Source organism: Paraburkholderia sp. BR14374 (genome assembly GCF_040948685.1).
GTDB classification, from domain to species: domain Bacteria; phylum Pseudomonadota; class Gammaproteobacteria; order Burkholderiales; family Burkholderiaceae; genus Paraburkholderia; species Paraburkholderia youngii.
In genome coordinates this window covers 212,951-226,754 of the sequence record NZ_JBFPKF010000001.1, presented here as the reverse complement: position 1 = coordinate 226,754, position 13,804 = coordinate 212,951, and the positions used below count along the sequence as shown (strand labels likewise).

Below are 13,804 nucleotides of genomic sequence, written 5' to 3'. Positions count from 1 at the left end.
TGTCCGCTCTCCGCGGGACGCGTCGGTCGGCCAGAGAAACAGACACCACACGGGGTGAACAGGTCGCAAGTTCTTCGCTGCCTGTCACTAACATCGACAAGGGAATTAAATGATCCTGGTAACGGGCGGTGCCGGCTTCATCGGCGCTAATTTCGTGCTCGACTGGCTGAATGCGTCGGACGAAGCGGTGCTCAACGTAGACAAACTGACCTACGCCGGCAACCTGGGCACGCTGAAGTCGCTACAGGGCAATTCCAAACACATTTTCGCGCGCGTCGACATCTGCGATCGCGCCGCGCTCGACGCGCTATTGGCGGAACACAAGCCGCGCGCCGTGCTGCATTTCGCGGCCGAGAGCCATGTGGATCGCTCGATTCACGGTCCGGCCGATTTCGTGCAGACCAACGTGGTCGGCACCTTTACGTTGCTCGAAGCGACGCGCAGCTACTGGAACACGCTGGGTGAAGCGGAGCGCGCCGCGTTCCGCTTCCTGCACGTGTCGACCGACGAAGTATTCGGCTCGCTGTCCGCAACCGATCCGCAGTTCTCCGAAACGACGCCTTATGCGCCGAATAGCCCCTATTCGGCGACCAAGGCCGGTTCGGATCACCTCGTGCGCGCCTACCATCACACGTACGGCCTGCCGGTGCTGACCACCAACTGCTCGAACAACTACGGTCCGTACCAGTTCCCCGAAAAACTGATTCCGCTGATGATCGCCAACGCGCTCGGCGGCAAGCCGCTGCCGGTGTATGGCGACGGGCAGAACGTGCGCGACTGGCTGTACGTCGGCGACCACTGCAGCGCGATCCGCGAAGTGCTCGCGCGGGGCACCCCGGGCGAGACGTACAACGTCGGCGGCTGGAACGAGAAGAAGAATCTCGAGGTCGTGCACACGCTGTGCGACCTGCTCGATCAGCAGCGTCCGAAGGCGGCGGGCTCCTATCGCGACCAGATCACCTATGTGACGGATCGTCCGGGCCACGACCGCCGTTACGCGATCGACGCCCGCAAGCTCGAGCGCGAACTCGGCTGGAAGCCGGCGGAAACGTTCGAGACGGGGCTCGCCAAAACGGTCCAGTGGTATCTCGACAACCAGCAATGGGTCGACGAAGTCGCTTCGGGCGAATACCGGAAGTGGGTCGAGACCAACTACGCGCAGCGCGCGTAAAGGCACGGCAATGGCGCGCAAAGGCATTATTCTCGCGGGCGGTTCGGGCACCCGCCTGTATCCGATCACGCATGTCGTCTCCAAGCAACTGCTGCCGGTGTACGACAAGCCGATGATCTACTACCCGCTGTCCACGCTGATGGTGGCGGGTATTCGCGACGTGCTGATCATCTCCACGCCGCAGGACACGCCGCGCTTCGAGGCGATGCTCGGCGACGGCAGCCAGTGGGGCATGAATATCCAGTATGCGGTGCAGCCGTCGCCGGATGGGCTCGCGCAGGCGTTCATCATCGGCCGCGAGTTCGTGAACAACGATCCGTCGGCGCTGATTCTCGGCGACAACATCTTCTACGGCCACGATCTCGCGAAGCAGCTCGAACGCGCCGACGATCAGACCGAAGGCGCCACCGTGTTCGCATATCACGTGCAGGACCCGGAGCGCTACGGCGTGGTCGAATTCGACAAGCAGTTCCGCGCGCTGTCGATCGAAGAAAAGCCCGCCAAGCCGCGTTCGAACTACGCGGTCACGGGACTGTACTTCTACGACAAGCAGGTCTGCGACATCGCCGCGGACATCAAGCCGTCCGCGCGCGGCGAGCTCGAAATCACCGACGTGAACTCGCGCTACCTCGCGAACGCGGCGCTCAACGTCGAGATCATGGGCCGCGGTTATGCGTGGCTCGACACCGGCACGCACGACTCGCTGATCGAAGCCGCGACCTTCATCGCGACGCTGCAGAAGCGCCAGGGTCTGGTGGTCGCGTGTCCGGAAGAGATCGCCTACCGGCGTCAGTGGATTGACGGCGAGCAGCTGCTCGCGCTCGCCAAACCGCTCGCGAAGAATGCCTACGGGCAATACCTGCAAAACATTCTTACGGATCACGTCGCATGGCCATCCAGGTAAGCGCAACCTCACTGCCCGAAGTCAAGATCATCGAGCCGAAGGTGTTCGGCGATGCGCGTGGCTTCTTCTTCGAAAGCTTCAATGCGCTCGAATTCGCCGAGAAGGTCGAGCCGGGCGTCGAGTTCGTGCAGGACAATCACTCGCGCTCGGCGCGCGGCGTGCTGCGCGGTCTGCACTATCAGATCGAGCATGCGCAGGGCAAGCTCGTGCGCGTGGTCGAGGGCGAGGTATTCGACGTGGCCGTCGACATCCGCAAGAGTTCGCCGAACTTCGGCAAGTGGGTCGGCGTGACGCTGTCGGTCGAGAACCACCGGCAGCTGTGGGTGCCGCCCGGTTTCGCGCACGGCTTCGTCGTGCTGTCGGAGTCCGCGCAGTTCCTCTACAAGACCACGGATTACTGGTTTCCCGAGCACGAGCGCAGCATCGTATGGAACGATCCGTCGATCGGCATCGAATGGCCGATCGACTTCGAGCCGCTGCTCGCGGCCAAGGATGCGGCGGGCAAGCGTCTCGCCGACGCCGAAGTCTACGCATAGGGGAAACGCATGAGCGCACACGACGCGACACGGACGATTCTCGTCACCGGCGTAAATGGCCAGGTCGGCTATGAGCTCGCGCGCACGCTGCAAGGGCTCGGCAACGTGGTCGCGGTCGACCGCTCGCGGCTCGATCTGTCGAACCTCGATCAGATTCGCGCGGTGGTGCGCGACGTGCGTCCCGCGCTGATCGTCAATCCGGCCGCTTATACCGCGGTGGACAAAGCCGAAGAAGAGCGCGATCTGGCGATGCGCATCAACGGCGAAGCACCGGGCGTGCTCGCCGAGGAAGCGAAAAAGCTCGGCGCCGCGCTGATCCACTATTCGACCGACTATGTGTTCAACGGCACGAAAGAAGGCGCATACGTCGAAGACGATCCGACCGATCCGCAGAACGTCTACGGCCGCAGCAAGCTCGCGGGAGAGCAGGCGATCGCGGCGAGCGGCGTGAATCACCTGGTATTGCGCACGAGCTGGGTATACGGCACGCGCGGCAAGAACTTTCTGCTGACGATGCTGCGGCTCGGCGCCGATCGCCCCGAGCTGAAGGTGGTCGCCGACCAGATCGGCGCGCCCACCTGGTGCAACACGATCGCGACGCTGAGCGCGCATCTGTGCGCGCAAGCCTTCGCCGCCGAAGACAGCGCGAAGTGGTGGAGCGAGCGTTCGGGCATCTATCACCTGTGCGCGGGCGACGCGACGTCGTGGCACGGCTTCGCGTCGGCTATCTTCGAACTCGCGGATTTGCCGAACAAGCCGAACACGCTGCCGATTCCCGCCTCGGATTACCCGACGCCGGCCAGGCGCCCAGCCAATTCCAGAATGTCGAACGACAAGCTGGCGCGCGTGTTCGGGCTGGCCGCGCCGCATTGGCGCGACGCGCTGAAGCTGTGTTTGACGGACGGTTTTCCGAAGTCGCCGGCGGCGCGCGCCTGAGTCGCGGTTTCGACGCGGGGGCTCGCAAGCGCCGATGCGGCGAAGCTGCCGCGCATGCCGCTCGCCATGACGCCGTCGTGGTTCTATAACGAGATCGAAGCGATGGTTCCCTGACAATGGTGAAAGGGGGCGGCGGTAGAATGTCGCTCGACGTGAGCGGGTTCCAGGCGCGGATTTCGCGTTCTATGCGCAGTAGATTGCCAACGTGTTTCAACCGTACGCAAAACCAGTGTGGCCGCGTAAAAAATACGGTATTGAGAGGGATCTGTGAGTTTGTTACCGATCATTCTGTGCGGCGGAGCGGGATCGCGGCTTTGGCCGGTCTCGCGCGAATCGCACCCGAAGCCGTTCATCCGTCTCGCGGACGGCGAAAGCCTGCTGCAGAAAGCCTTCCTGCGGGCGGTCGCGTTGCCCGGCGTGAAGGAAGTGCTCACGGTAACCAACCGTGAGCTGTTCTTCAAGACCGAGGACGATTTCCGCGAGGTGAACCGCAAGAACATCGCGACCTCGTTCATTCTCGAACCGTTCGGCCGCAACACGGCCGCCGCGGTTGCCACGGCGGCCTTGCACACGGCGAAGGCGCATGGCGAAGACACGGTGATCCTGGTGCTCGCAGCCGATCACCTGATCGCGGATCAAACTGCGTTCGCCGCGGCGGTCGCGCGTGCGCAGACGCTTGCGCAGGCCGGCAACGTCGTGACCTTCGGCATGCATCCGGATGCGCCCGAAACCGGCTACGGCTATATCGAAGCCGATGGCGAGCGGGTCGTGCGCTTCGTCGAGAAGCCATCGCTGGAAAAGGCCCGCGAGTATCTGGCGTCGGGCAGGTTCGTGTGGAACTCGGGCATGTTCTGCTTCACGGCGGGCACGATCCTGAAGGAAATGCGCGTGCATTGTCCGGACATTCTCGATGCCGCGGCCGAATGCATGGACAAGTCGCCGTCCGCCGAAGGCAAGAGCGGCGCGCAGGTGCGTCTCGAGCCGGGCTGCTTCGGCGCGGTGCCGGAGTTGTCGTTCGACTACGCGGTGATGGAGAAGTGCGAGCACGCGGCGGTCGTGTGCTGCGACCTCGGCTGGACCGACGTCGGTTCATGGACCGCGCTGTCCGACCTGTCGCCGGCCGATGCGAGCGGCAACCGCGTCGAAGGCGAGGCGCTGCTCGTCGACGTGAAGAACTCGTATCTGCGCAGTGCCGGCCGTTTGATCGGCGCGGTCGGCGTCGACAGCCTGATCGTGATCGACACGCCGGATGCATTGCTCGTCGCGCACCGGGATCGCGCGCAGGACGTGAAGCAGATTTTCGCGGAGCTGAAGTCGCGCGGCCACGAGACGTACAGGGTGCATCGCACCGTGCATCGGCCGTGGGGCACGTACTCGGTGCTCGAAGAGGGGCCGCGTTTCAAGATCAAGCGCATCGAGGTGAAGCCGGGCGCGAGCCTCAGCCTGCAGATGCATCATCACCGCAACGAGCATTGGGTCGTGGTAAGCGGTATGGCGAAGGTCGTCAACGGCGAGAAGGAATTCTTCGTGTCGACCAACGAGTCGACCTATATCCCGGCGGGTCACAAACATCGCCTCGAAAATCCGGGCGTCGTCGAGCTCGTGATGATCGAAGTGCAAAGCGGCGAATACCTGGGCGAAGACGATATCGTTCGCTTCGAAGACATTTACGGACGTACTTGAGATGGATATCAGTTTTACCAACGACTCCGAAGACCTGACACGTCACAACGAGCGCGACGACCTGCTGGTCGGCATGAAAGCGGTGCGGGTCTGGGGCACGCTCGGCTGGCACGACATCCGGCAGCGCTATCGCCGCTCGGTGCTCGGGCCGTTCTGGTTCACGCTCAGCACGATCATCATGGTGGTCGTGCTCGGCGCGTTGTATTCGACGCTGCTGAACCAGGAAATCTCGGACTACCTGCCGTATCTGGCGGTGGGTCTCGTCGTGTGGGCGTATCTGGCGTCGGTCGCCAACGAGGGCTGCATGGCCTTCATCGGCTCGGCCTATCTGATCAAGCAGATCAGGCTGCCGCTGACGGTCCACGTATGCCGCATCGCCTGGCGCAACTTCGTGATCCTGCTGCATAGCCTGCCGGTCGTCGTCGTGCTGCTGTTCGTGTTCGGCCACTGGCAGGGCTGGGAAATCCTGCTGGTGCCGTTCTCGCTCGTGATCCTGCTGCTGCACGGCGTGTGGCTCGGCGTCACGCTCGGCGTGCTGTGCGCGCGCTTTCGCGATATTCCGCCGATCGTCACGAACCTGATCCAGGTCGTGTTCTTCTTCACGCCGGTCATGTGGTCGCCGGAAATCCTGAAGGACCGCGCGTGGGTCGCCGAATACAACCCGCTGTATCACCTGATCGAAACGGTGCGCGCGCCGCTCACCGGCCGCCCGACCCACTGGGAGTCGTGGGCGTGGTCGATTGGTCTGTTGATCGTCGGATTCGCGTTCGCGCAGATCCTGATGAAGCGTTTCCGTAATCGCGTTCCTTACTGGCTTTGATATTGTGAGTTCCTCATCGATTGTCGCTCGTAACATCTCCGTCGAATTTCCGATCTACGAGAACTCGCATCGCTCGCTGAAAAAGGCGGTGCTCAATCTGACGACGGGCGGCCGGATCGGCCAGGACGCGGGTCGCCATGCGGTCGTGCGCGCGATCGATGACCTGAGCTTCACGTTCAGCGAAGGCGAGCGCATTGGCCTGATCGGCCACAACGGCTCGGGCAAGACGACGCTGCTGCGCACGCTGTCGGGCGTCTATGCGCCGGTGCGCGGCGAGTTGAAGGTGCAGGGCAAGATCGCGTCGCTGCTCGACGTGTCGATGGGCCTCGACCCAGACGCGACCGGCTTCGAAAACATCTATCTGCGCGGCATTCTCGACGGGCTGAAGCCCGCGCGCATCCGCAGCAAGATCGACGAGATCGCCGAGTTCAGCGAACTCGGCGACTACCTGAATCTGCCGGTGCGCACCTATTCGAGCGGGATGATGCTGCGCCTCGCGTTCGCGATCTCGACGAGCGTCGAAGCCGACATCCTGATCATGGACGAATGGCTCAGCGTCGGCGACGCCGAGTTCAGCGTGAAGGCGGCCGAGCGCCTGGAAGGCCTCGTCGGCAAGGCGGCGCTGCTGGTGGTGGCGTCGCACGATCCCTCGCTGGTCGCGCGCGTGTGCAACCGCAAGATCTCGATGGAGCACGGCAAGATGGTCGCAGACGAACCCGTGCTGCCGCCGCCGGAACCGATCGACGAGCCGCTCATCAGCCACACCGCGCAGCTGCCGCACTGAGCACACGGGCGCGCCGCCGGCGCGGCGCGTTGCGCGCCGGCCCTATGCGCCCCATAGCGCGATGTGTGCCCTGCGAATGCGCCGGCGGCAGGCGAATCCGACGGCTTGGCGGCTTGCCGGCTCTCTTCGGCGCCAACCTGTCCCGCAGTTCAGCAACACCCTCGTGGCAGTCGCCCGAGGCGTAACAAGGTTCGAATTTGATGCGAGCTAATCACCCATTTCTGCGCTACTCCGAATCCCTGCTGGTGCGTCAGCCGTTTCGCACACTGAAGGGTTTCGCGGGCGGCTATATCGCGTATCCGATTGCGGAGAACGCCGAAAAGCGCAACGTGCGCCCGAAAATCCGCGAGCTGCGCGAGCACTATTCGCTGCCGATGCCGCATCGCCGGCGCATCGCGCTCGAACGGCTCGTCGCCACGCTCGAATTCGCCGGCGCGAAGGTGCCTTATTATCGCGAGCTATTCCATGCGAAGCAGTTCGATCCCGCCAAGGTCAAGGACGACCCGCGGTACCTGGAAGAACTGCCATATCTGACCAAGGACATCATCCGCGAGCAGGGGACGCGTCTGCTTTCGGGGCCGCTCGAGGCGGGCAAGCACCACGCGTGCAAGACCGGCGGCTCGACCGGCCTGTCCACGACGATCTACTACGACCTGGAAGGCGCCGATTATTCGTCGGCGGTCACCAACTATTGCCGCGAGCGGATCGGCAAGCTGCGCCATCGTTCGGAGCTGCACTTCGCGTGCCGCTTCCCCGATCAGGCGGTGCCCGAGTGGCCATCGCGCGAAGACTTCAAATGCTTCGCGATGAATCGCAGCAACATCTTCTTCGACCGCATCGACGATCAAGGCCTCGAGGAAATGTGGCGCACGCTGAAGCGCCGCCGCCCGTATCTCGCGCACTCGCATCCATCGACAATGTACGCGCTCGCCTGCTACGTCGAGCGCAAGTACGGCGGCGGCAACGCGTTCCAGGTGTTCGAATCGAGCGGCGAACTGCTCGAGCCGCATGCGCGCGAGATGATCGCGAAGGCGTTGCGCTGCCGCGTGATCGACCGTTACGGCCTCGCCGAGCTCGGTGTGATGGCCTACGAGCTCGACGGTCATGAGGGCGGCTTCCAGATCCTCGAATCGGAAGGCTGGCCGGAGAGCCGCGTCGCGCCCGACAACCCCGATGGCGCGCACGAACTCGTGTTCACCGGTTTCCGCAACCGGCTGATGCCGCTGATCCGCTACACGACGGGCGACCTCGCCCGCGTGCAGGAGACCGAGAAAGGTTTCTTCCTGACCGACGTGGTCGGCCGGATTCACGACGTCGTGCCGATCAACGGCGTCGCGCATCCCACGCACCACATCCAGGACATGCTCGATCACCGCGTCGGCGGCATCCAGGAATTCCAGATCGATCTGCGCACGACGCCGCCCACGCTGCGCATCGTGCTCGAACCGCACGCGAACGCGGAAGAGACGACCGCGAAGCTGCGCCACTTCTGGCAGGACGCATTCACGATCGCTTACGTCGGTCACGACGATTTCGTGCGGGTGGGCAGCCGCGCCAAATTCCGCCACGTGGTGAGCGCATGATCGGCGTCGCATTTCCCGATGCGCGCGCCGACGCTGGCCAATATGTGCTCGCGGCGCTGCGGCGCTCGGTCAGTGGGACCCAGGCGCAGGCGATCACGCGCAACATGCTGCACGAGATCGCGCCCGACGTCGTGGTCGCGGTCGACGCGCCCGACGCGTGGAGCGCCGACCTGATCGCCTACGTGAATGCGCGGCCGCGCAAGCTGATCGTATTCGGCCATATGCCGATCGCGCTCGCGGGCTATCTGCGCTATCGGCCCGCGGCCTTGTCAACCGAACTGGCACAAGCGAGCCGCAGTGCATCGGCGCCTTCGGGCGAGTCGCGCGAAAGCGCGGCGGCGGTGCGCTACGGCGCGCTCGCGCGGACACTCGGTGGCGCGGCCTGGCATCGCCCGTTCGAGCGCTTCGATTTCACCGACGAATGGAACAACCTCGGCTATGGCGCGATTCGCGCCGACGGTTCGATCTGGGCGCTCGCGGAAGCGCCTGAAGTCCCGGCCGAGGCAGAACTGGCCGCGGTCGTCGTGAACGGCGAGCGGCAGTTCGCGTATGCGGCGCTGTGGGATGCCGGCACATCGGGCGTGCTGTGGTTCAACCGGCCGGTCGGCCCGTGCGATTCGTTCGAATGGCGCCTCGTCGAGCAGTTTCTGTCCGGCTACCGCTCCGATTCGCTGCCGTGTCAGCCGGTGCTGAGCGAACTGCCGTGGGGCTATGACGCGGCGATCACGTCGCGGCTCGATTGCGACGAGGACGTCGAATCGGCGCGCCCGCTGTGGCAGGCGTATCGGCGTCTCGGCGTGCCGTTCACGCTCGCCGTGCATACGCAGAACCTGCAACGCGGCGGCCAGCACGACATCCTGCGCGAACTGCTCGCCGATCGGCAACAGGGCGCGGTGCTGTCGCACACGGCGACGCATTCGCCGAACTGGGGCGGCAGCTACGACACCGCGATCGCGGAAGGTGCGCAATCGGCCGAACTGCTCGAACGCGCGACTGGTGTGCCGGTGCGCTACGCGGTGTCGCCGTTTCACCAGTCGCCGCCGTACGCGATGCGCGGCCTGATCGACGCGGGCTACGCGGGCTGTATCGGCGGCATCATCCGCAATGATCCCGAGTTTCTGACCGCGCGCGGCGGCGCCCTGGCCGGCTTGCCCGCGGGCTTCGTCGGTCATAGCCAGCAGTGCATGCTGCACGGCGACTGCATGCTGAAACAGGGCGATCCGCTTGCGATCTTCAAGCAGGCTTTCGACACCGCATACGCGACCAACACGCTGTTCGGCTATCTCGACCATCCGTTCTCCGAGCGTTACGCGTACGGCTGGTCCGACGAGGCGGCGCGCATCGACGCGCACGAGCAGTTCATCGCCTACATGCGCGGCAAGGCGCGACGGCCTCTGTTCCTGCACGAGGAAGCCGCGCTCGATTTCCTGCGCTTTCGCTCGCTCGCGCAGATCGTCGAACAAGACGGCGTATTCAGCGTCGTCACGCCATGCGCCGACACGACGCCGCTCGCGCTCGGCGTCGAGTTCCGGGGCGCTCATACCCAGGTCGAGGCGGGGAAAGCACTGCGATGAAAGTCATGGTAGTGATGGGCACGCGCCCCGAGGTCATCAAGCTTGCACCGCTCGTGAGAGCGCTGCGCAGCGAGTTCGACACGATCGTCTGCGCGAGCGGGCAGCACAGGGACATGGCCGCGCAGGCGCTCGAATTCTTCGGCATCGAACCCGACATCACGCTCGAAACGATGCACCCGGGGCAATCGCTGAACGCGCTCGCGTCGCGCCTGATCGCCGCGCTCGATCGCGCGCTCGACGAAGTGCGCCCCGACTGGGTGATCGTGCAGGGCGACACGACGACTGCGTTTTGCGCGGGCTTCGCGGCGTTCCACCGTGGCATCCGCGTCGGCCACGTCGAGGCGGGGCTGCGCACTGGCGATCTCACGAGTCCGTTTCCGGAGGAAGCGAATCGCAGCCTGCTCGGCCGCATCGCGACGCTGCACTTCGCGCCGACCTCGCGCGCCCGCGACAGCCTGCTTGCCGAAGGTGTCGCGGCGGAGAAGATCGTCGTGACCGGCAACACGGTCGTCGATGCGATCGGCGAAGTGCGCGCGAGTTGGAGCGTCACGCCGCCGACGAGTCCGCTGCCCGCATGGCATGGCGCGCAGCAGCAGCACGTGCTCGTGACATGCCATCGGCGCGAGAATTTCGGCGATGTGCTGCAGGACATCTGCCGCGTGCTGCGCGATTTGTGTCAGCGCTATAGCGAATACCGCTGGGTGTTCCCCGTGCATCTGAACCCGGCCGTGCGCGAGCCCGTGCATCGCGAGCTCGATGGCATTCCGAATCTCGCGCTGATCGAGCCGGTCGACTATCCGACGAGCCTTTACCTGATCAGCGGCAGCGCCGTCGTGGTCAGCGATTCGGGCGGCATCCAGGAGGAAGCGCCGACCTTCGGCGTGCCGGTCGTCGTGATGCGCAATCACACCGAGCGCCGCGAAGGCGTCGATGCCGGCTTCGCGACACTCGCGGGCCAGAGCGCGGCGAGCATCGAAAGCGCGGTAATCGGCTGGCTCGACGATCCGGCGCGGCGCGCCGCGCTGCGCGATCGCGCGAATCCGTACGGCGACGGGCTGGCGTCGCGGCGCATCGTCGACAGCCTGCGCGGCCGACCGGTCGAGGTGTTCGTTGGCTGACGGCGAGAACCCCGTGCTTCCCCCGCAAGACTGCGTGCTGTTTTCGACCGCCGACTGGGACGAGCCGTACTGGACCAACAAGCAGCACACCGCCAGTATCCTCGCCGCGCGCGGCTGGCGGATCCTGTATGTGGAAAGCGTCGGCTTCCGTTCGCCGAAAGTGGCCAGCGGCCGCGACTGGTCGCGACTGTGGCGGCGCCTGTGGCGCGGCGTGCAGTCGCTCGTGCTCGGTCCGCCGCGCCGCGCCGACAACATCTGGGTGCTGTCGCCGCTGATGGTGCCGGCCGGGCATCATCTGCCGTTCGTGCGCTCGCTGAATCAGGCGATGCTGCGCTTTTCGGTGAAGCGCTTCGCGAGGTCGCGTCGCTACGACAAGCCGGTCGTGTGGACCTACCACCCGTACATGCTCGATGCGATCGCGACGCTGCCGCGCGGGCCGTTGGTTTACCACTGTGTCGACGATATCGCGGCGATTCCGGGTGTCGACGTCGACGCGTTCCGCAATGCCCAGCAGGATCTGCTCGGCCGCTGCGAGGCGGTGTTTACGACCGCGCAGTCGCTGAAGGACGTGTGTCTGCCGTTCAACCCGAATACGCATTTCTTCGGCAACGTCGTCGATGAAGCGCACTTCGGCACGGCGCGCGAAGACGGCCCGCTGCCCGCCGAGCTCGCCGCGATCGACGAGCCGCGGCTCGTGTATCACGGCGTGCTGTCGGACTTCAAGGTCGACCTGCCGCTGCTGCTGCAGACCGCGCAGGCGCGGCCGCGGTGGCAATGGGTAATCATCGGCGAGGAGCGCGAAGGGCAGCGCAGCGACCTGCTCGCGCAGCTCAAGCGTCTGCCGAACGTGCATCTGCTCGGCTACCGGCCGTATCGCGCGCTGCCGCAGTATTTGCGCGGCATGCGGGTCGGTGTGCTGCCGACGCTGATCAACGAATACACGCACTCGATGTTTCCGATGAAGTTCTACGAATATCTGGCGGCCGGTCTACCGGTTGTGTCGACGCCGCTCGATTTCGCGAAGGAACCGCGCGCAGGGCTCGAAGTGGGCGGCGATGTGGACGCGTTCATCGCGGCGATCGAGAAGCAGCTTGCGCGCGGCAACCTGAGCGCGGATGAAGCGCGCGCGGCGGTCGGCGAGAACACGTGGGAAGCGCGGCTGGACAAGATGCTGGCGATTACTTTCCGCTACCCGCAAACGGGCGGCGGCAGCGCGCAGCCACACGGCGCGGAGGTGCGCACGTGAGGGTCGTCCATGTGTACCGCACCTACTTCCCGGACCCGCCCGGCGGCTTGCAGGAAGCGATCCGCCAGATCGCGCTATCGACCCGTGAACGCGGCGTCGAAACGCGCATCCTGACCCTGTCACCGAGCCCGACGCCGACGGTCGTCGAGCGTCCGGAAGGGCAGGTGATCCGCGAGAAATCGTGGGCCGCGCCGGCATCGTGCGATCTCGGCGGGCCGTGCTCGGTGATCAGGTATCGCGAGATGGCCGACTGGGCCGACGTCGTGCATTTTCACTTCCCGTGGCCGTTCGCCGACGTCTTGCATCTGCTCGGACGCACGAACAAGCCGACGGTGATGACGTACCACTCCGACATCGTGCGGCAGAAACTGCTCGGCACTGTCTATGGGCCGCTGATGCGGCGCACGCTGCGCAGCATGTCCGCGGTGGTCGCGACGTCGCCGGCCTATGCGCAGACCAGCGAGACGCTCGCCGCGTGCGTGTCGAAGGAGCGTTTGAAGACGATTCCGCTCGGCATCATCGACTATCGCGACGAGCCGCAGCCGCTCGACGCGCAGCGCCAGATCGAGAGCCGGCTCGGTATGGTGCCGGGCGAGCCGTATTTTCTGGCGCTCGGCGTGCTGCGCTACTACAAGGGACTGCATACGCTCGTCGAGGCCGCCCGGCACGTGCAAGCGAAAATCGTTATTGCAGGCTCCGGGCCGGAGCGCGAGCGGCTCGCCGCGTTGGCGCGGGAGCATGGCGCGAGCAACGTCGTGTTTGCCGGCCAGGTCACGCATGAGGAAAAGGTCGCGCTGCTCAAGGGCTGTCGCGCGATGGTGCTGCCCTCGCATTTGCGCTCCGAAGCGTTCGGGATGGTGCTGGTCGAAGCTGCGATGTTCGGCAAACCGATGGTGTGCTGCGAGGTCGGGTCCGGGACGTCGTTCGTCAACGAGGATGGCGTGACGGGCTTCGTCGTGCCGCCGGAGGCGCCGGAACCGCTGATCGCCGCGATCAACCGGCTGGCGCTGGATGAAGCACTGGCGCGCGGCATGGGGGCGGCGGCGCGGCAGCGATATGAGCGGCTATTTTCCGGGCCAGCGTTGGGAAACGCATATAAATCGCTGTACGAGCAAGTATCGTCTTCCTGAGTCGCTATTTTCTTTGCCGGTATTGCGCCGAAAAGCTTGCGAACGTGTTTAATTCACGTTTGTTCGCGCTAATTCGGCCTATAAGCGAGATGTTGGTATTATCTGCGCCGTTGAGCCCGGCACACTGATTAATCTGCTTCGTCATAATCTCGCAGGCTCATGGTTGTTGAATCAGTCGGCAATATATTGACACGTAAATTTGCGGCGGGTTGTAGGGCAGGGCGCGAGATGGTAGCGTGATGCCGCTTTACGCGGTCAGGATATCGAACGCGCCAGAACCGATTTCTATGACATCGCTTCGCCTTCCACACTCTTTTTT

General features: G+C 64.7%; 12 protein-coding genes. All 12 read left to right on the top strand.

What is annotated here, in order from left to right; genetic code table 11:
- Window positions 1-109 precede the first annotated feature (109 nt).
- The 12 genes from rfbB (at window position 110) to AB3X86_RS00950 (ending at window position 13,485) form a co-directional block, all read left to right on the top strand.
- Window positions 110-1,171, top strand: coding sequence for a dTDP-glucose 4,6-dehydratase (gene rfbB, locus AB3X86_RS01005; protein ID WP_013088601.1), 1,062 nt, complete (start codon window positions 110-112; stop codon window positions 1,169-1,171).
- Window positions 1,172-1,181: 10 nt separating this feature from the next.
- Entirely contained in the window at window positions 1,182-2,075 is an 894-nt protein-coding gene (gene rfbA, locus AB3X86_RS01000) for a glucose-1-phosphate thymidylyltransferase RfbA (protein ID WP_013088602.1), read from the top strand.
- On the top strand, window positions 2,060-2,611 hold the full coding sequence (rfbC, locus tag AB3X86_RS00995; RefSeq protein WP_368594603.1) for a dTDP-4-dehydrorhamnose 3,5-epimerase: 552 nt from the start codon (window positions 2,060-2,062) through the stop codon (window positions 2,609-2,611). The genes rfbA and rfbC overlap by 16 nt, the downstream gene beginning before the upstream one ends.
- 9 nt (window positions 2,612-2,620) lie before the next feature.
- Window positions 2,621-3,547: a dTDP-4-dehydrorhamnose reductase gene (gene rfbD / locus AB3X86_RS00990; protein ID WP_368594602.1), complete on the top strand. Its 927-nt coding sequence runs from the start codon at window positions 2,621-2,623 to the stop codon at window positions 3,545-3,547.
- Window positions 3,548-3,814: 267 nt separating this feature from the next.
- Window positions 3,815-5,230, top strand: coding sequence for a mannose-1-phosphate guanylyltransferase/mannose-6-phosphate isomerase (locus tag AB3X86_RS00985; protein WP_368594601.1), 1,416 nt, complete (start codon window positions 3,815-3,817; stop codon window positions 5,228-5,230).
- Between the two features lies 1 nt (window position 5,231).
- Entirely contained in the window at window positions 5,232-6,050 is an 819-nt protein-coding gene (locus tag AB3X86_RS00980) for an ABC transporter permease (RefSeq protein ID WP_176109395.1), read from the top strand.
- Window positions 6,051-6,054: 4 nt separating this feature from the next.
- Window positions 6,055-6,834 carry an ABC transporter ATP-binding protein gene (locus tag AB3X86_RS00975; protein WP_176109394.1) on the top strand — a complete coding sequence of 260 codons (780 nt, stop codon included), beginning with the start codon at window positions 6,055-6,057 and terminating at the stop codon, window positions 6,832-6,834.
- Window positions 6,835-7,034: 200 nt separating this feature from the next.
- Window positions 7,035-8,417: a phenylacetate--CoA ligase family protein gene (locus AB3X86_RS00970; RefSeq protein ID WP_368594600.1), complete on the top strand. Its 1,383-nt coding sequence runs from the start codon at window positions 7,035-7,037 to the stop codon at window positions 8,415-8,417.
- Window positions 8,414-9,991 carry a polysaccharide deacetylase gene (locus tag AB3X86_RS00965; protein WP_368594599.1) on the top strand — a complete coding sequence of 526 codons (1,578 nt, stop codon included), beginning with the start codon at window positions 8,414-8,416 and terminating at the stop codon, window positions 9,989-9,991. Before AB3X86_RS00970 ends, AB3X86_RS00965 begins: the two co-directional genes overlap by 4 nt.
- Entirely contained in the window at window positions 9,988-11,109 is a 1,122-nt protein-coding gene (gene wecB / locus AB3X86_RS00960) for a non-hydrolyzing UDP-N-acetylglucosamine 2-epimerase (RefSeq protein WP_368594598.1), read from the top strand. The genes AB3X86_RS00965 and wecB overlap by 4 nt, the downstream gene beginning before the upstream one ends.
- Window positions 11,102-12,355 carry a glycosyltransferase gene (locus tag AB3X86_RS00955; protein ID WP_368594597.1) on the top strand — a complete coding sequence of 418 codons (1,254 nt, stop codon included), beginning with the start codon at window positions 11,102-11,104 and terminating at the stop codon, window positions 12,353-12,355. The genes wecB and AB3X86_RS00955 overlap by 8 nt, the downstream gene beginning before the upstream one ends.
- Window positions 12,352-13,485, top strand: coding sequence for a glycosyltransferase (locus AB3X86_RS00950; protein ID WP_368594596.1), 1,134 nt, complete (start codon window positions 12,352-12,354; stop codon window positions 13,483-13,485). Before AB3X86_RS00955 ends, AB3X86_RS00950 begins: the two co-directional genes overlap by 4 nt.
- Window positions 13,486-13,804: the final 319 nt, after the last annotated feature.

What these genes read in the sequence shown, in the direction of transcription:
- rfbD (WP_368594602.1), top strand. Translation starts at nt 2,621, where the DNA reads ATGAGCGCACACGACGCGACACGGACGATTCTCGTCACCGGCGTAAAT.
- AB3X86_RS00965 (WP_368594599.1), top strand. Translation starts at nt 8,414, where the DNA reads ATGATCGGCGTCGCATTTCCCGATGCGCGCGCCGACGCTGGCCAATAT.
- rfbA (WP_013088602.1), top strand. Translation starts at nt 1,182, where the DNA reads ATGGCGCGCAAAGGCATTATTCTCGCGGGCGGTTCGGGCACCCGCCTG.
- AB3X86_RS00980 (WP_176109395.1), top strand. Translation starts at nt 5,232, where the DNA reads ATGGATATCAGTTTTACCAACGACTCCGAAGACCTGACACGTCACAAC.
- AB3X86_RS00970 (WP_368594600.1), top strand. Translation starts at nt 7,035, where the DNA reads ATGCGAGCTAATCACCCATTTCTGCGCTACTCCGAATCCCTGCTGGTG.
- rfbB (WP_013088601.1), top strand. Translation starts at nt 110, where the DNA reads ATGATCCTGGTAACGGGCGGTGCCGGCTTCATCGGCGCTAATTTCGTG.
- rfbC (WP_368594603.1), top strand. Translation starts at nt 2,060, where the DNA reads ATGGCCATCCAGGTAAGCGCAACCTCACTGCCCGAAGTCAAGATCATC.
- wecB (WP_368594598.1), top strand. Translation starts at nt 9,988, where the DNA reads ATGAAAGTCATGGTAGTGATGGGCACGCGCCCCGAGGTCATCAAGCTT.